A 17,514-nucleotide genomic window follows, 5' to 3' on the forward strand; every position below is an offset into this window, starting at 1 on the left:
CTGACTGATTAACCGTCCTGAGGTGTCGGAAAGAGGCGCAGCGTGGTTTTTCCCGCTCGTCTTACGTAGAATCGGTACAGAATGTTGCCAATGAAATTTATCCAGGAGACGGTAATGTCATACAGTGGCGATCGTGAATATACAGCACCGCACAATGCGCTGGTGCCAATGGTGGTCGAACAAACTTCGCGCGGTGAGCGTTCTTACGACATCTACTCCCGTCTGCTCAAAGAGCGCGTCATCTTTCTGACCGGCCAGGTTGAAGATCACATGGCGAATCTGATCGTGGCGCAGATGCTGTTTCTGGAAGCAGAGAACCCGGAAAAAGATATCTATCTCTACATCAACTCACCAGGCGGGGTGATTACCGCCGGGATGTCGATCTACGACACCATGAAATTTATCAAACCGGATGTCAGCACCATCTGTATGGGACAGGCCTGCTCAATGGGCGCCTTCCTGCTGACGGCGGGCACTAAAGGCAAGCGTTTCTGCCTGCCAAACTCACGCGTGATGATCCACCAGCCGCTGGGCGGCTATCAGGGTCAGGCATCAGATATTGAAATCCATGCGCGTGAAATCCTGAAAGTTAAGCAGCGTATGAATGAGCTGATGGCTGAACATACCGGTAAAACTCTGGAAGAAATTGAGCGTGATACCGAGCGTGACCGTTTCCTCTCGGCGAATGAAGCGGTAGAGTATGGATTAGTCGATTCAATTCTGACGCATCGAGAATAAGACCCGCTTTACCCTTGTCCTTACGCTATAGTTAACGGGATAAGGGTATAGTTTGGGTTGAATGAATTTCGGCCGTCTCCGCACGGCCAGCGCCGTACGCCGGTATGGCCTGAGAACAAGAAGAGGTTAACTGATGACAGATAAGCGCAAAGACGGTTCAGGAAAGTTGCTGTACTGCTCTTTTTGCGGCAAAAGCCAGCATGAAGTGCGAAAGCTGATTGCCGGGCCGTCAGTGTATATCTGCGATGAGTGTGTTGATCTGTGTAACGACATCATTCGCGAAGAGATTAAAGAAGTTGCCCCGCATCGCGAACGTAGCGCGCTGCCTACACCGCATGAAATTCGCCATCACCTCGATGATTATGTAATCGGTCAGGAAAAGGCGAAGAAAGTGCTGGCTGTAGCGGTGTATAACCACTACAAACGCCTGCGCAATGGTGATACCAGCAATGGCATCGAACTGGGCAAAAGTAACATTCTGCTGATTGGCCCAACCGGTAGCGGTAAAACGCTGCTGGCAGAAACCCTGGCTCGCCTGCTGGACGTCCCGTTCACCATGGCGGACGCCACCACGCTGACCGAAGCGGGTTACGTGGGTGAAGATGTCGAGAACATCATTCAGAAGCTGCTGCAGAAGTGTGATTACGACGTTCAGAAAGCACAGCGCGGCATCGTCTACATCGATGAGATCGACAAGATTTCACGTAAGTCTGACAACCCGTCCATCACCCGTGACGTGTCGGGCGAAGGCGTGCAGCAGGCGTTGCTGAAACTGATTGAAGGCACCGTGGCTGCCGTTCCGCCGCAGGGTGGACGTAAGCATCCGCAGCAGGAATTTTTGCAGGTTGATACCTCAAAAATTCTGTTTATCTGCGGCGGCGCCTTTGCCGGACTGGATAAAGTGATTGCCCAGCGTGTGGAAACCGGATCGGGTATTGGTTTCGGTGCCACCGTAAAAGGCAAATCGCAGAAAGCCAGCGAAGGCGAACTGCTTTCACAGTGCGAACCGGAAGATTTGATCAAGTTTGGTCTGATCCCGGAATTCATTGGTCGTCTGCCGGTGGTTGCCACCCTCAGCGAACTGAGTGAAGAAGCGCTGATTCAGATTCTGCGTGAACCGAAAAACGCCCTGACAAAACAGTACCAGGCGCTGTTTAACCTGGAAGGCGTTGAGCTGGAGTTCCGTGACGAGGCGTTAACCGCTATCGCGAAAAAAGCGATGTCACGTAAAACCGGTGCGCGTGGTTTGCGTTCAATCGTCGAAGGGGCGTTGCTGGAAACCATGTACGACCTGCCGTCGATGGAAGATGTCGAAAAAGTGGTGATTGATGAATCAGTTATTGATGGTCAGTCTGAGCCGATGCTGATTTACGGTAAGCACGAAGCGCAGGCTTCTGGCGAATAAATAAACAGATCATCCAGGTTGTCATCTTAAAAAAGGGGAAAATGTTTCCCCTTTTGCTTTTCTCACCTCTGTGACGTTGAATGTCGGACGATCATCCCCATATACTCAGATACCTGTGGGTTTAACTGCATACCTGCCTGATGCGGTTCCCATCACCTGGCGGACATTAAACTAAGAGAGAGCTCTATGAATCCTGAGCGTTCTGAACGCATTGAAATCCCCGTGTTGCCGCTGCGCGACGTGGTGGTTTATCCGCACATGGTAATTCCGTTGTTTGTTGGCCGGGAAAAATCAATTCGGTGCCTCGAAGCCGCAATGGATCATGATAAGAAGATCATGCTGGTCGCACAGAAAGAGGCTTCAACGGATGAACCTGGCATTAACGATCTCTTCTCAGTAGGGACCGTTGCGTCTGTATTGCAAATGCTGAAACTGCCGGATGGCACGGTTAAAGTGCTGGTCGAAGGTTTGCAGCGCGCCCACATTACGACGCTGGCCGATAACGGCGATCATTTTGTGGCACAAGCTGAATATCTGGTTTCACCAGAGATTGAAGAGCGCGAGCAGGAAGTGCTGGTGCGCACCGCAATCAATCAGTTTGAAGGCTACATCAAACTCAATAAAAAGATCCCGCCTGAGGTATTAACCTCGCTGAACAACATTGACGATGCGGCGCGCCTTGCCGACACCGTCGCTGCCCATATGCCGCTGAAACTGGCTGATAAACAGTCTGTGCTGGAGATGTCCGACGTTAACGAACGTCTGGAATATCTGATGGCGATGATGGAATCGGAAATCGATCTGCTGCAGGTTGAGAAGCGTATTCGCAACCGCGTTAAAAAGCAGATGGAAAAGAGCCAGCGTGAGTACTATCTGAATGAGCAGATGAAGGCGATTCAGAAAGAGCTGGGCGAGATGGACGATGCGCCTGACGAGTACGAAGCGTTAAAACGCAAAATCGACGCGGCAAAAATGCCGGAAGAGGCGCGTGAAAAAGCGGAAGCTGAACTGCAGAAGCTGAAAATGATGTCACCGATGTCGGCTGAAGCGACAGTGGTACGCGGCTACATTGACTGGATGGTGCAGGTTCCGTGGAATGCGCGCAGTAAAGTCAAAAAAGACCTGCGTAAAGCCCAGGAGACGCTGGATACCGATCATTACGGCCTTGAGCGCGTGAAGGATCGTATCCTTGAGTATCTTGCGGTCCAGAGTCGCGTCAGCAAAATCAAAGGCCCGATCCTCTGCCTGGTCGGACCGCCAGGGGTAGGTAAAACCTCGCTGGGTCAGTCAATCGCTAAAGCGACCGGACGTAAGTATGTGCGTATGGCGCTGGGCGGCGTGCGTGACGAAGCTGAAATCCGCGGTCACCGCCGCACCTATATCGGTTCGATGCCGGGCAAACTGATCCAGAAAATGGCAAAAGTTGGGGTCAAAAACCCGCTGTTCCTGCTGGATGAGATCGACAAGATGTCGTCTGATATGCGTGGCGATCCGGCTTCGGCCCTGCTGGAAGTGCTTGATCCTGAGCAGAACATTGCGTTCAACGACCACTATCTGGAAGTCGATTATGACCTGTCGGATGTGATGTTCGTGGCGACCTCGAACTCAATGAACATTCCGGCACCGCTGCTTGACCGTATGGAAGTGATTCGTCTGTCGGGTTACACCGAAGATGAAAAACTTAACATCGCCAAACAGCATCTGCTGCCGAAGCAGATTGAGCGTAACGCACTGAAAGCCCATGAGATCACGGTTGAAGACAGTGCAATCGTCGGCATCATCCGCTACTACACCCGTGAAGCCGGTGTGCGTAGCCTTGAGCGTGAGCTGTCGAAACTGTGCCGTAAAGCCGTGAAGTCGCTGCTGATGGACAAAACGCAAAAGCACATCACCATCAACGGTGAAAACCTGAAGGATTTCCTTGGGGTGCAGCGCTTTGACTACGGTCGTGCTGACAGTGAAAACCGCGTGGGTCAGGTTACCGGTCTGGCGTGGACTGAAGTGGGCGGCGATCTGCTGACCATCGAAACCGCCTGCGTGCCGGGTAAAGGCAAGCTGACCTATACCGGTTCCCTGGGTGAGGTGATGCAGGAGTCAATTCAGGCCGCCTTAACCGTGGTCCGCGCCCGCGCAGAGAAACTGGGCATCAATGGCGACTTCTACGAAAAACGTGATATCCACGTTCACGTTCCGGAAGGCGCGACGCCAAAAGATGGTCCAAGTGCCGGTATTGCCATGTGTACCGCACTGGTGTCCTGTCTGACCGGGAATCCGGTTCGCGCCGACGTGGCGATGACCGGTGAAATCACCCTGCGTGGTCAGGTACTGCCGATTGGCGGATTGAAAGAGAAGCTGCTGGCAGCCCACCGTGGTGGGATTAAAACGGTCCTGATCCCGGATGACAACAAACGCGATCTGGAAGAAATTCCACAGAACGTGATTGCCGATCTCGACATCCATCCGGTGAAACGCATTGAAGAAGTGCTGAATCTGGCACTGGAAAATGCGCCTTACGGTATGCAGGTCGCGACAGCAAAATAGTGATTAACGGCATAAACCGTTAAAAAGCGAAGCTGGCAGGGCAAATGGTGCTTGCCAGCTTTTTTTTGTGCCGCTAATTTAGGTGGCTGCCGAAGCGGTGTTCTCGGAGAAATTACGTTGTTTCGGCTCCACAGGCTTGATATAACTTGCTGCGCGTTCGGATCCGGCGGGAAGCGCGGGGACGATGTGAAATAATAAAAGAGGGGATGAATAGAGTGAATAAGTCACAGTTGATCGACAAAATTGCTGCGGATGCTGATATTTCTAAAGCAGCAGCGGGACGTGTTTTAGATGCATTTATGGGTTCTGTTTCTGACGCGCTGAAAGGCGGCGATGAAGTGGCGCTGGTTGGTTTCGGTACTTTCTCTGTGCGCGAGCGTGCTGCACGTACTGGTCGTAACCCACAAACCGGTAAAGAGATCACTATTCCGGCCGGTAAAGTACCGGGTTTTCGTGCTGGTAAAGCATTGAAAGACGCAGTCAATTAATAACAACGAAAACGTTCATTGACGTATTTTCTTCAGTGGATCAGAGGACGGTTAACGCGTTCTCATGTAACATACGGGCACATCAATCAGATGTGCCTTTTTTGTTTTAACCGGCGATAATCAGACCGTAACAGGGACCTGAACCGGACTGAGGCTGACAGCGTAGTCTGCAGCTGCGTAATGCGTCAGGAAACGGCGTATTGCGCCCGAGCTTTACATTCACACTACAGCGGAGTGTTGTCATACCATGATGGACAATTTACGCGCGGCGTCGAACCATGTCGTGCTCAAGATTATTTTGGGGTTGATTATCCTCTCCTTTGTGCTGACGGGCGTTGGCAACTATCTGATTGGCGGCAACAATGACTATGCAGCCAAAGTTAACGGTCAGGAAATCAGCCGGGCGCAGCTGGAGCAGGCGTTCAACAGTGAGCGCAGCCGTCAGCAGCAGATGCTGGGCGATCAGTTCTCTCAGCTGGCCAGTAATGACGGTTACATGCAGCAGATCCGCCAGCAGGCGCTGTCGCAGTTAGTCGATCAGGCCCTGCTCGCCAGCTACATCAAAGATCTGCATCTCAGCATCAGTGACGATCAGGTCAAGCAGGCGATTTTTAATCAGCAGGCTTTCCAGACCAACGGCAAATTTGATAACGCGAAGTATCTGGGCATGATCGGCAGCATGGGCTTCAGTGCTGACCAGTATGCTGAAGCGCTGCGTAAGCAACTTTCTAATCAGCAGCTGATTAACGCGGTCGCGAACACGGACTTTATGCTCAAGGGCGAAACCAGCAAACTGGTGGAGCTGGTTTCACAGCAGCGCGCTATTCGTCAGGCGACGCTGGATGTTAACGCGCTGGCGGCAAAGCAGACCGTGACTGATGATGAAATCAATCAGTATTATCAGCAGCATAAAGCGAATTTCATGGCGCCGGAACAGTTCCGTGTCAGCTACATTCTGATGGATGCGGCCAGCATGCAGCAGGCTGCCAGCGAGGCCGACATTCAGGCCTGGTACGACCAGCATAAAGCAGACTATACCCAGCCGCAGCGTAATCGCTACAGCGTGATTCAGACCAAAACCGAAGCGGATGCCACGGCGTTGCTGGCCCAGCTGAAAGACGGTGCCAGCTTTGCTGATCTGGCAAAAACCAAATCCATCGACCCGATTTCCGCACGTAAAGGCGGTGATATGGGCTGGCTGGAACCTGCGACCACGCCAGATGAGCTGAAAAATGCGGGTCTGACTGAAAAAGGCCAGATGTCCGGGGTGATTAAATCCTCTGTAGGTTTCCTGATTGTGCGTCTCGACGATATTCAGCCAGAGCAGGTTAAGCCGCTGGATGAAGTGCGTGATGCCATCGCCGCGAAAGTGAAGCAGGAGAAGGGCGTGGATGCCTTCTATAAACTGCAGCAGAAAGTCAGCGAAGCGGCCAGCAACGATAATGAATCGCTGGCGGGTGCCGAGCAGGCTTCCGGTCTGAAAGCCAAAGAAACCGGCTGGTTCAGTCAGGATGCGCTGCCGAAAGAGCTCGACTTCGACGCGGTGAAACAGGCGATCTTTAACGGAGGTCTGGTTGGTCAGAACGGTGCGCCTGGCAATAACTCTGACATCATCAGCGTTGACGGCGACCGGGCCTTTGTACTGCGTATCAGCGAGCACAAGCCGGAAGCGGTCAAGCCGCTGGATCAGGTTAAAACCCAGATTGCGGACACCCTGAAACACGATAAAGCCACACAGCAGGCGAAATCACAGGCGGACAAGCTGCTGGCCGATCTGAAAGCCGGTAAACAGGATGCGTTAACCGCTGCGGGCCTGACTCTGAGCGCCAGCAAAACGGTTGATCGCAACGCGCAGGACCCGGTAGCACAGGCGGCCTTTAATCTGCCACAGCCGGCAGAGAATAAGCCATCCTGGGGCGTGAGCGAAGATATGCAGGGCAATGTGGTGCTGGTGGCGGTAGATAAAGTGACGACCGGCAGCATGCCGCAGGCGCAGATTGATGAAATGGTCAAAGGCGTGACGCAGAATAATGCCCAGCTGACCTTCGAAGCGCTGCTGCAGAATCTGCGTAAAGAGGCCAAAATTAAGTACGGCGCTGCCGCACAAATGCAGTAAGCCTCGCAAAAACTGCGTAACAACTGAAATAATCAAAGGCCGCATTCGCGGCCTTTTCCATATCTGAGATCGCTGTTTTGAAGCCTCTCTTCTTTGGTGACACTCTGTGATGGCTGTTAACCACAAGGAGAAATACAGCATGGCTAAATCTACTTTATTCGCCCTTTACCTTTCACTTGCGCTGGGCGGCGCGCTTTATCAGACCTCACTTTCTGCCGCACCCGCGCCCGCTTCGGACAGCCGCGCAGCCGCGAAAACTGACCTATCCTCAACGCCATCTGCAGCCGTACCGCAGCAGGAGCAGGTCAGCATCAATGAGGCGACCGCAGAACAGCTCTCGGCGGCGATGAACGGGGTCGGGCTGAAGAAAGCGCAAGCGATTGTCAGCTATCGCGAACAGTACGGTCCGTTCAGCGCGATTCAGCAATTAAATGAGGTGCCGGGTATCGGTAACGCCCTGGTGGAGCGAAATGCGGCCCGACTGAAATTGTGAAGCGCCGCGCATCTCTGATGCTTTCTCTGCTGTAGGGAAACCACTCTGCTAAAGTGAACAGGTCCAACCAGTTAACTCGCAGCAGCAGGAGAGCATAAACATGCAGACCACAATTAAAGTGCGCGGCTACCATCTCGATGTCTATCAGCACGTTAACAACGCGCGCTATCTGGAATTTCTTGAGGAGGCGCGCTGGCAATGGCTGGAAGAGGTTGAGGCGTTTCACTGGTTGCTTGAGCAAAAACTGGCGTTTGTGGTGGTAAACATCAACATCAACTATCGTCGCCCGGCAGTGCTGGGCGACGTGCTGGCTATCGACAGCGAGATAACTCAACTGAACGGTAAAAGCGGCATTATTGCGCAGCGGGTGTTGCTGGCGGGAGGAGAAACGGTTGTCGCCGATGCCGCGCTGACCTTTGTCTGCATCGATCTGCGCAGTCAGAAAGCGGTGCCGCTGGAGGGCGAGTTACGTGAGCGGCTGACACGCCTGATTGCATCCTGACAGAGCAGAAGCGGCAACCGGGATTGATTGCCGCCCGAAGCCGGTTATTTCAGGCCGCTTTTGGCCTTGAGCGCCGCCATCACGCCGCTACGATCGTTAAGGTAGCCCTGCAGACCGTTGGCGCGTAAGTGGCAGGCGGCACACTCACCGCAGCCGTCTCCCTTGATGCCGTTATAGCAGGTCAGGGTCTGCTCGCGTACCAGCGGCAACTGCTGCCAGTAATCAGCCAGCGCCCAGGTTTCCGCTTTGTTCAGCCACATCAGCGGTGTTTCAAAACGGACTTCGCGCGCCATCCCCAGGCTGACCGCATGATTCAGCGCTTTAACAAACTCGTCGCGGCAGTCGGGATAGCCGGAAAAATCCGTTTCGCACACGCCGGTGATCACCGCTTCCGCTTCGACCTGATAAGCATAAACCGATGCCAGCGTCAGAAACAGGATATTGCGGCCCGGCACGAAGGTGCTCGGCAAACCGCTGGCGTTGGGGTCCCAGGTCGGCACCGGAATATTATCCCGCGTCAGGCTGCTGACGGCGAGATCGTTCAGCATCGTGACATCCAGCACTTTATGGGCGCGAGCGCCTAACCGGATGGCCAGATCGCGTGCGACATCGATCTCTTCGCGATGGCGCTGACCGTAATCGAAAGTGACACAATGAACTTCATCATATTGCTGCAAAGCCTGAATAAGGCAGGTAGTGGAATCTTGTCCACCACTAAAAACTACAACGGCGCGTTTCATGCTTTTTTCCTGATCGTTAATTATCTGCTTATGGTAATGCCTCATTCCGCCGCTGAACAGCTGCTTGGCGGCTCAATCGGTGGCGGGATCCAGGCGCGACTAAAATCGAACCAGCCCAGGGTGTTCAGTTCGATTCCTTCAACGCCGGGCGGGGCGTAAATCTGATAGCGATAGTTAAACAGCGGCAGCAGGATGCCCGTTGCCATCAGCTGTTGATAGAGCTGGTGCAGCGCCTGGCGGCGGGCCTCACTCTCTGCAACCTGCTGAATCGCCAGCAGACGGGTTTGAACTGCGATGCCCTGCGGCGTCGGCCAGAAGGGATGCCACAGCCGATCGATCTGTAACCAGTTCGCCAGGGTGAAAACCGGGGCATCGCCAATCAGTCGGTCACCCATGACGATATCGGCCTCATCCAGCTGCCGGATACCGTGCCAGCTCTTTACCGGATGAAACACCACGCTGAGCCGGCAACCGTGCTGTTGCAACAGCTGGCGCAGCGCCTCTGCCGTCTGGTGCAGTTCCACCGGCAGCTGATAATGCAGCGTCAGGCTGGCGGGCAGCGGCAGCGGATCGGCATCAATAGCTGGCACCGGCCAGCCTGGCAGCAACTCCTGGCTGGGGGTAATCAATCCCTCATCAAGCGGTAAGCGACCAATAATGCCGCTTTGCTGGATCAGCTGAAACAGCCGTCGCGCCTGATCCGGGGAGAAGCCCGCGCGGGGCCGACAGGCCAGATAGCAAAAACCCAGGCTGATACTGCTGCTCACCGGTTGCAGGGATTTCAGATCACCGGCATCGCCTATCGCAATCTGTACCGGATGACGACAGCTACTGCCCAGCATCGGATCAAACAGCTGTGGGGTGATCCAGTACTCCACCGCCTGCAGCAACGGCAGACGCAGATGCCAGCGGGCATGGCTTTCGATTCTCACCAGTTCAGGGGTGAAGTGCATGAGCTTCCACGGACCGCTGCCGATGCGGTTATCGTCGGGATGCGGTAGCAGGCACAGCAGATGAGCGAGTCGATGGGGCAGCCAGAAGTCGCTGCGTCTCAGGGTAAACCGCACGGCCAGCGGATGAGGCGCATCAACGCTGACCACATCAGCCAGCAGCGTGCTGACGCGCGGCTCCTGCAACAGCTGTCGGAACTGCGCGACCAGCTGAGCGGCCCGTATCGGCTCCTCGTTATGCCACACCAGCTGCGGTCGTAACCAGAATAACCAGCTACAGGCTGACGCATCCTGTTGCCAGTGATGGGCCAGATCCCCGACCGGCTCATCCTGTTCAAAGCGGGTCAGCCCCGAATAGAGCTGCCGCACCAGATGCTGCTCGGCGCGGCCCGTGATCTGCCGCGGCTCGGTACTCTCCAGCGGACGATAGTAGGGAATGCGCAGCACCGGTGAATCGTTCTGCCACTGTCCGCCCATCAGTGGCCGCAGCATGTTAATCAGCCGTTCCGGCGGCACATCCAGCAACTGCAACGCATCGGCGGTATCTCCGGCATCGAGCTGGCGTTGCAGTAACTGCTGACGCAGCTCTTCAGGCGAGCGCAGAAACCGGAGCTGGCCCTGTTTGCCACGCCCCGGCTCACCGTGCCACTGCAACCAGCCCGCATGTTGCCACTGAGAAAGCAGAGTACGCAGATGACGTTCACTACAGATGCAGTGCCGCGCCATGTCGGCGACGCAGGTTTGCTGAGCCGCGCCCTGGCTTTGCTGCCACAGGCGCTGAAACTGATTAAGACGGTTGAGCTGGCGCATCATAAACCCGGAACAGTTTTTTCAAAGTATTCACTATTAGTTCCGTAATTAACAGGCAATAGTAGTGCTCATTGTGACAGCAGAGGAATGATTATGGTGCGCTTAGCCGCCTTTGATATGGATGGCACGTTATTACTGCCTGACCATCAGTTGGGCCAGCAAACGCTGGCGAGCCTGCACGCGCTGCATCAGCGCGATATCCATCTGACGCTGGCTACCGGCCGTCATCTTCTGGAGATGCAGATCCTGCGGCAAAAGATGACCCTGCCGGCCTGGCTAATCACCGGTAATGGCACCCGGATACACGATCAACAGGGTAACCTGCTGTATGCGCACGACCTGCCGCCTCAGGTGGCGGAAGAGGTGATCCACAGCCACTGGGAAACCCACGCCAGCCTGCATGTCTTTAACGATAGCGGCTGGTTCACCGATCGTCCGCAGCCAGCGCTGCTGGCCGCCCATCAGATGAGCGGATTCCACTATCAGCTGCGTGATCTGAAAACAATGCCGGCTCATCAGGTCACCAAAATCTGTTTTGTTGATCATCACTCGTCGCTCTGCCAGCTGAAAACCCAGCTGGATGCCGCGCTGGGCGAGCAGGCCAATATCTGCTTCTCTGCGCTGGATTGCCTGGAGGTGTTGCCGAAAAACTGCAACAAAGGCAGCGCACTGGCGCGGTTATGCGATCATCTTTCACTGACGCTGGCGGAGTGCATGGCGTTCGGCGATGCGATGAACGATCGGGAGATGCTGGCGCAGGCGGGCCACGGTTTCATCATGGGAAATGCGATGGCGCAGTTAAAGGCGGCGTTACCGCATTTACCGGTATTGGGGCATTGCGAGACACAGGCGGTGTCTCACTATTTAAATCACTGGCTGGCCACACCCTGCCTCGCGTATTCCCCCGAATGCTGAGGATTGCCGTGTACCGGACAGGATGTCCGGTTTTTTATTCCAGCTCGCGCTGCCACGGCGTGATATCGCCAATGTGCTTCGCCACCCATTCCGGCTGGTAATAGCTATCCGGATAGCGCTCGCCGCTGTCACACAGCAGCGTCACCAGTGCGCCTTGCTGATTGGCGGCCCGTAAGCGTTTCGCGACCTGCATCATGCCCCAGAAGTTGGTGCCGGTAGAGGCACCGGGTTTACGTCCCAGAATCTTTTCCAGTTTCAGCATGGCGGCCAGCGTCGCCCCATCGGGCACTTTCATCATTTCATCAATCACGTCTGGCATAAATGAAGGTTCTACCCGTGGACGACCAATGCCTTCAATCAGGCTGCCACGTGTGCTGGTCAGGCTGGCATCGCGCTGATGCCAGTAATCAAAAAACACCGAGTGCTGCGGATCGACCACCAGCAGTTGGGTAGCGAAGCCCTGATAGCGAATATAACGTCCCAGCGTGGCGGAGGTGCCGCCGGTGCCGGCGCTCATGATCAGCGTATGCGGAACCGGGTAAGGCTCGTGCTGCATCTGGCGAAAAATGCTTTCGGCAATGTTGTTATTACCGCGCCAGTCGGTTGCCCGCTCAGCATAGGTAAACTGATCCATAAAGTGGCCGTTCAGCTCGCGCGCCAGCCGTTCCGACTCCACGTAGAGCTGGCAGGGATCTTCAACGAAATGGCACTGCCCACCATAAAAGGTGATCTGCTCAATTTTACGTTTCGCCGTGCTGGCGGGCATCACCGCGATAAACGGCAGGCCCAGCAGCCGTGCGAAGTACGCCTCAGAAACCGCAGTGCTGCCTGACGAGGCTTCAATTATTGGCGTATCCTGTTTAATCCAGCCATTCGCCAGGCCATACAGAAACAGTGAGCGCGCCAGCCGGTGCTTGAGGCTGCCACTCGGATGGGTACTCTCATCTTTCAGGTAAAACCAGATGCCAGGAAAGTCCGCCAGATCGAAACGGATCAAATGGGTCTCAGCCGATCGGTGAAAATCGGCGTTAATTTCGTTGATAGCGTGGCGAATCCAGCAGGTGTGCATTCTGAGCGTCCGGCAGTGAGAGTTGCGGCTATTTTAAGGCACGGGCAGGAAAAAGAGATTGCAATATTGACGCTAAAATAGCGCTAATGGAGAAAATCATTCTCTCGGAGTGGCGAATGTTAGATAAAACTGACCTGAAACTGCTGTCGTTACTGCAGCACGATTGCACCCTGTCGCTGCAGGCTTTAGCCGAGGCGGTCAACCTCACCACCACACCCTGCTGGAAGCGCCTGAAAAAGCTCGAAGATGATGGCATTATTCGCGCGCGGGTGGCGTTACTGGATGGTGAAAAAATCGGATTGTCACTGACGGCGTTTATGTTTGTGAAAACCCAGCAGCACAGCAGCGACTGGTATCAGGCGTTTGTCTCGGTGGTCAACAGCATGCCGGAAGTGATGGCCTTTTACCGGATGGCCGGTGAGTATGACTATCTGCTGCGTATTCAGGTCTCTGATATGAAAAGTTATGATGCTTTTTACAAGCGGTTAGTCAATGGCGTCCCTGGCCTGATTGATGTGACCTCCAGCTTTGCCATGGAAGAGATTAAATACACCACGGCTTTACCCGTCGCCCCATAAAGGCATGAGATTGAGAACAGCGTTGTGCGATTATTCAGTCAACTAAGTTGGTATTTTCTGCGTGAGTGGCGGCGCTATCTGGGCGCGGTCACCTTACTGATCATTATTGCCATTCTGCAACTCCTGCCGCCGCATGTGGTCGGGGTCATTGTGGATGGCGTGACGCAAAACAGCATGAGCCTGCGTCAAATCATGCTGTGGATCGGCGTGATGCTGGCGACCGCGGTGGTGGTGTATCTGCTGCGCTACGTCTGGCGCGTGCTGCTGTTTGGTGCCTCTTACCAGCTGGCGGTTGAGCTGCGCGAAGATTTCTATCGCCAGCTCAGCCGCCAGCAACCGGCCTTCTATCTGCGGCACCGTACCGGCGACCTGATTGCGCGTGCCACCAATGATGTCGATCGGGTGGTGTTTGCCGCCGGGGAAGGGGTACTGACGCTGGTCGATTCGCTGGTGATGGGCTGCGTCGTGCTGCTGGTGATGAGCACCCAGATCAGCTGGCAGCTGACGCTGCTTTCGCTGGTGCCGATGCCGATCATGGCGATCGTGATTCATCGTTACGGCAATCAGTTGCATCACCGCTTTAAGGTGGCGCAGGCCGCGTTCTCCAGCCTCAACGACCAGACACAGGAGAGCCTGACCAGTATTCGGATGATCAAATCCTTTGGTCTGGAACAGCATCAGTCGCAGCAGTTCTCTGACATCGCCCGCGATACCGGCGAAAAAAACCTGCGGGTGGCACGGGTCGATGCCCGTTTCGATCCCACCATCTATATCGCCATCGGCTTCTCAAATCTGCTGGCGATCGGCGGTGGTAGCTGGATGGTCTGGCACGATCAGATGACGCTGGGTCAGCTTACCAGTTTTGTGATGTACCTCGGTTTGATGATCTGGCCGATGCTGGCGCTGGCGTGGATGTTCAACATCGTCGAGCGCGGCAGCGCCGCCTGGAGCCGCATCCGCGCGCTGCTGGCGGAAGCACCGGCAGTGGAAGATGGGGATAAAATCCTGCCGCCGGAAGCCGGTCCCCTTCAGGTGGCGATCCGGGCGTTTCACTATCCGGCCAGTGCCGAGCCGGTGCTGAGTAATGTCAGCTTTGAACTGAAGCCCGGCGAGATGCTGGGGCTGTGCGGCCCGACCGGCAGCGGCAAGAGCACGCTGCTCAGCCTGATCCAGCGCCATTTTGACATTCAGCAGGGCGATATCCGCTATCACCAGATTCCGCTGCCGCAGTTGCGGCTGGATAGCTGGCGTAGCCGGCTGGCGGTGGTGAGTCAGACGCCGTTTCTCTTTTCCGACAGCGTCGCCAGCAACATCGCGCTGGGGAAACCGGGCGCAACTCAGCAGGAGATTGAGCAGGCTGCCACGCTGGCCTGCGTCCACGACGATATTCTGCGGCTGCCGCAGGGCTATGAAACCGAAGTCGGGGAACGTGGCGTCATGCTGTCGGGCGGGCAGAAGCAGCGCATTTCTATAGCGCGCGCGCTGCTGCTGAACGCCGAGATCCTGGTGCTGGATGATGCGCTGTCGGCGGTGGATGGCCGTACCGAGCATGAAATTCTGCATAACCTGCGTCAGTGGGGACGGGGCCGGACGTTGATCATCAGTGCGCACCGCTTATCGGCGCTGACGGAAGCCAGTGAAATTCTGGTGCTCCAGCACGGCACTATCGCCCAGCGTGGCGATCATGATGCGCTGGCAGATCGTCCCGGCTGGTATCGCGACATGTACCGTTATCAGCAGCTGGAAGCCGCGCTGGATGACGATGAGAATGAGAAAGGAGTGCCGCATGGCTAAGTCTGCACGCTTGTGGCCGACCCTGAAACGTTTACTCAGTTACGGCAAGCCGTGGCGGAAATCCCTGTCGCTGGCGGTGGGGATGTTATGGATTGCCGCCGCTGCCGAGGTGACCGGACCGGTGCTGGTCAGCTACTTTATCGACAATCTGGTGGCGAAACATCAGATGCCCTGGGGGCTGGTCGCCGGGCTGACGGTAAGCTTTATCTTGCTGCAACTGCTGGCAGCAGCGCTGCATTACTGGCAGGCACTGCTGTTTAATCGCGCCGCCATCGGCGTGGTGCAGCAGTTGCGCTGCGACGTGATGAATGCTGCGCTGTGTCAGCCGCTCAGCGCCTTTGATACCCAGCCGGTCGGACAGATTATTTCACGCGTGACCAATGACACCGAGGTGATCCGCGATCTCTATGTCACGGTGGTGGCGACGGTACTGCGCAGCGCGGCGCTGGTGGGTGCCATGATGGTGGCGATGTTCAGCCTTGACTGGCGCATGGCGCTGGTGGCGATGATGATCTTTCCGCTGGTGCTGGTGGTCATGCTGATATATCAGCGTTACAGCACGCCGATTGCCCGTCGGGTCCGCAGCTATCTGGCTGACATCAATAATGGCTTTAACGAAGTGATCAGCGGCATGAGCGTCATCCAGCAGTTTCGTCAGCAGGCGCGCTTTGGCGAGCGGATGGGGGAGGCGAGTCGTTCTCACTATCTGGCGCGGATGGAAACGCTGCGGCTGGATGGTTTTCTGCTGCGCCCGCTGTTAAGCCTGTTTTCGGCGATGGTGCTGTGCGGATTGCTGATGCTGTTCAGTTTCTCCGTTCCTGGCGTGTTTGAAGTCGGGGTGCTGTACGCCTTTATTACCTATCTGGGCCGGCTGAATGAGCCTCTGATTGAGCTCACCACGCAGCAGTCGATGCTGCAGCAGGCGGTGGTCTCCGGTGAGCGTATCTTCGAACTGATGGATGCAGCGCAGCAGCACTATGGACCCGATTCTCAGCCGCTGGCGTCAGGTCGTCTGACTCTGAAGAATCTGAGTTTTGGCTACCGTGAAGATCGTGACGTGCTCAGCGATATCAATCTTGAGGTGCCGTCACGCAGTTTTGTGGCGCTGGTCGGACATACCGGCAGCGGCAAAAGCACGCTGGCGAACCTGCTGATGGGCTACTACCCGATTACCCGCGGCGAGATTCGCATTGATGACCGTCCGATTGGTGAACTCAGTCATGCAGTGCTGCGGCGGGGTATCGCGATGGTTCAGCAGGACCCGGTGGTGCTGGCGGATACGTTGCTGGCCAACGTCCGGCTCGGCCGTGATATCAGCGAAGAGGTGGTCTGGACGGTACTGGAGCAGGTACAGCTGGCTCCTCTGGCGCGCGCATTGCCTGACGGCATCCACACCCGGCTGGGTGAGCAGGGCAATAATCTGTCGGTCGGGCAGAAGCAGTTGCTGGCGCTGGCGCGGGTGCTGGTCGACCTGCCGCAGGTGATGATCCTTGATGAAGCGACCGCCAATATCGACTCGGGTACCGAGCAGGCGATTCAGCAGACGCTGCGAACTCTGCGCCAGCACAGCACGCTGGTGGTGATTGCGCACCGGCTTTCAACCATTACCGAAGCCGATAACATTCTGGTGCTGCATCGTGGACGGGTGGTCGAACAGGGTAATCACGCGCAATTACTGGCGCTGCAGGGGCGTTACTGGCAGATGTACCAATTGCAGCAGGTAGGCGATGATCTGGCGACGGGCATCCCCTTAACAACTGAAGCGTAAGTTGCACCTTTTTTGCGCGGTTTTATCAGAATAATCTGGTTAAATGCACTCCTTTGACGCCTGGCGCACCAAAGGAGTGCATTGGCTGTGCTGACGCGCGGCTATTCCTTCCTCTCCTCACCGATCCCGGCTAAAACACGCCTTGCCCCGTCTCGCCTCAGAGATTGATTCCGCTGTTTTTTTATTTGTGGCACAGGCTTTGCTTAACTCTCTGCGTGTCTGTGAGACTCACTCATTTAATCGCTGGAGGGGATCCAATGAAGCTGGTTACCGTCGTAATTAAGCCATTCAAGCTGGAGGATGTGCGTGAAGCCTTATCCTCTATCGGCATTCAGGGGCTGACCGTCTCCGAAGTAAAAGGATTTGGTCGCCAGAAAGGCCATGCGGAGCTTTACCGTGGCGCAGAGTACAGCGTGAACTTCCTGCCTAAGGTCAAAATCGATATCGCGATTGCCGACGACCAGTTAGACGAAGTGGTGGATGTCATCAGTAAAGCGGCTTACACCGGCAAAATTGGCGACGGTAAAATTTTCGTGGCTGAACTGCAGCGCGTCATCCGTATTCGTACCGGCGAGACCGACGAAGCCGCTCTGTAATTAAGACTCAG

15 protein-coding genes are annotated in these 17,514 nt (G+C 55.5%); 12 read left to right on the forward strand and 3 right to left on the reverse strand.

Annotated elements, in window-relative coordinates; all coding sequences use genetic code 11:
• The first annotated feature begins 114 nt into the window (after window positions 1-114).
• The 7 genes from clpP (at window position 115) to ACX3P5_RS04185 (ending at window position 8,283) form a co-directional block, all read left to right on the forward strand.
• Entirely contained in the window at window positions 115-738 is a 624-nt protein-coding gene (clpP, locus tag ACX3P5_RS04155) for an ATP-dependent Clp endopeptidase proteolytic subunit ClpP (RefSeq protein WP_094120191.1), read from the forward strand.
• A 133-nt stretch (window positions 739-871) separates the two neighbouring features.
• A complete protein-coding gene (clpX, locus tag ACX3P5_RS04160) occupies window positions 872-2,143 on the forward strand; it encodes an ATP-dependent protease ATP-binding subunit ClpX (RefSeq protein ID WP_233985113.1) in 1,272 nt (423 codons plus the stop codon).
• Window positions 2,144-2,329: 186 nt separating this feature from the next.
• The gene (gene lon / locus ACX3P5_RS04165) at window positions 2,330-4,684 is read left to right on the forward strand and encodes an endopeptidase La (protein WP_094120192.1); all 2,355 of its coding nucleotides are present in this window, start codon (window positions 2,330-2,332) and stop codon (window positions 4,682-4,684) included.
• Window positions 4,685-4,899: 215 nt separating this feature from the next.
• On the forward strand, window positions 4,900-5,172 hold the full coding sequence (gene hupB, locus ACX3P5_RS04170) for a nucleoid-associated protein HU-beta (RefSeq protein ID WP_014606441.1): 273 nt from the start codon (window positions 4,900-4,902) through the stop codon (window positions 5,170-5,172).
• Between the two features lie 247 nt (window positions 5,173-5,419).
• The gene (gene ppiD / locus ACX3P5_RS04175; RefSeq protein ID WP_233985112.1) at window positions 5,420-7,288 is read left to right on the forward strand and encodes a peptidylprolyl isomerase; all 1,869 of its coding nucleotides are present in this window, start codon (window positions 5,420-5,422) and stop codon (window positions 7,286-7,288) included.
• 139 nt (window positions 7,289-7,427) lie between these two features.
• The gene (locus ACX3P5_RS04180) at window positions 7,428-7,781 is read left to right on the forward strand and encodes a helix-hairpin-helix domain-containing protein (RefSeq protein ID WP_233985111.1); all 354 of its coding nucleotides are present in this window, start codon (window positions 7,428-7,430) and stop codon (window positions 7,779-7,781) included.
• A 100-nt stretch (window positions 7,782-7,881) separates the two neighbouring features.
• Entirely contained in the window at window positions 7,882-8,283 is a 402-nt protein-coding gene (locus tag ACX3P5_RS04185; protein ID WP_233985110.1) for an acyl-CoA thioesterase, read from the forward strand.
• 44 nt (window positions 8,284-8,327) lie between these two features.
• Here ACX3P5_RS04185 and queC read toward each other — a convergent pair whose 3' ends face one another.
• A complete protein-coding gene (gene queC, locus ACX3P5_RS04190; protein ID WP_233985109.1) occupies window positions 8,328-9,023 on the reverse strand; it encodes a 7-cyano-7-deazaguanine synthase QueC in 696 nt (231 codons plus the stop codon).
• Window positions 9,024-9,064: 41 nt separating this feature from the next.
• Window positions 9,065-10,783, reverse strand: a complete 1,719-nt coding sequence (locus ACX3P5_RS04195; RefSeq protein WP_336754803.1) for an SgrR family transcriptional regulator — start codon at window positions 10,781-10,783, stop codon at window positions 9,065-9,067.
• Window positions 10,784-10,876: 93 nt separating this feature from the next.
• Here ACX3P5_RS04195 and cof point away from each other — a divergent pair, with 93 nt between their 5' ends.
• Window positions 10,877-11,698: an HMP-PP phosphatase gene (gene cof, locus ACX3P5_RS04200; protein ID WP_233985108.1), complete on the forward strand. Its 822-nt coding sequence runs from the start codon at window positions 10,877-10,879 to the stop codon at window positions 11,696-11,698.
• A gap of 34 nt (window positions 11,699-11,732) precedes the next feature.
• On the opposite strand, the gene ACX3P5_RS04205 is transcribed toward cof, so the two are convergent.
• A complete protein-coding gene (locus ACX3P5_RS04205) occupies window positions 11,733-12,767 on the reverse strand; it encodes a PLP-dependent cysteine synthase family protein (RefSeq protein WP_458968326.1) in 1,035 nt (344 codons plus the stop codon).
• Between the two features lie 116 nt (window positions 12,768-12,883).
• Here ACX3P5_RS04205 and ACX3P5_RS04210 point away from each other — a divergent pair, with 116 nt between their 5' ends.
• The 4 genes from ACX3P5_RS04210 to glnK all read left to right on the forward strand — a co-directional run bounded on the left by ACX3P5_RS04210 (window position 12,884) and on the right by glnK (window position 17,503).
• Window positions 12,884-13,345 carry an Lrp/AsnC family transcriptional regulator gene (locus ACX3P5_RS04210; RefSeq protein WP_458968327.1) on the forward strand — a complete coding sequence of 154 codons (462 nt, stop codon included), beginning with the start codon at window positions 12,884-12,886 and terminating at the stop codon, window positions 13,343-13,345.
• 24 nt (window positions 13,346-13,369) lie between these two features.
• Window positions 13,370-15,139, forward strand: coding sequence for a SmdA family multidrug ABC transporter permease/ATP-binding protein (locus tag ACX3P5_RS04215; protein ID WP_458968328.1), 1,770 nt, complete (start codon window positions 13,370-13,372; stop codon window positions 15,137-15,139).
• A complete protein-coding gene (locus ACX3P5_RS04220; protein ID WP_458968329.1) occupies window positions 15,132-16,907 on the forward strand; it encodes a SmdB family multidrug efflux ABC transporter permease/ATP-binding protein in 1,776 nt (591 codons plus the stop codon). Before ACX3P5_RS04215 ends, ACX3P5_RS04220 begins: the two co-directional genes overlap by 8 nt.
• 257 nt (window positions 16,908-17,164) lie before the next feature.
• On the forward strand, window positions 17,165-17,503 hold the full coding sequence (gene glnK, locus ACX3P5_RS04225; protein ID WP_003850469.1) for a P-II family nitrogen regulator: 339 nt from the start codon (window positions 17,165-17,167) through the stop codon (window positions 17,501-17,503).
• The last annotated feature ends 11 nt before the right edge of the window (window positions 17,504-17,514 follow it).

It is taken from the genome of Pantoea sp. S-LA4 (assembly GCF_054482835.1).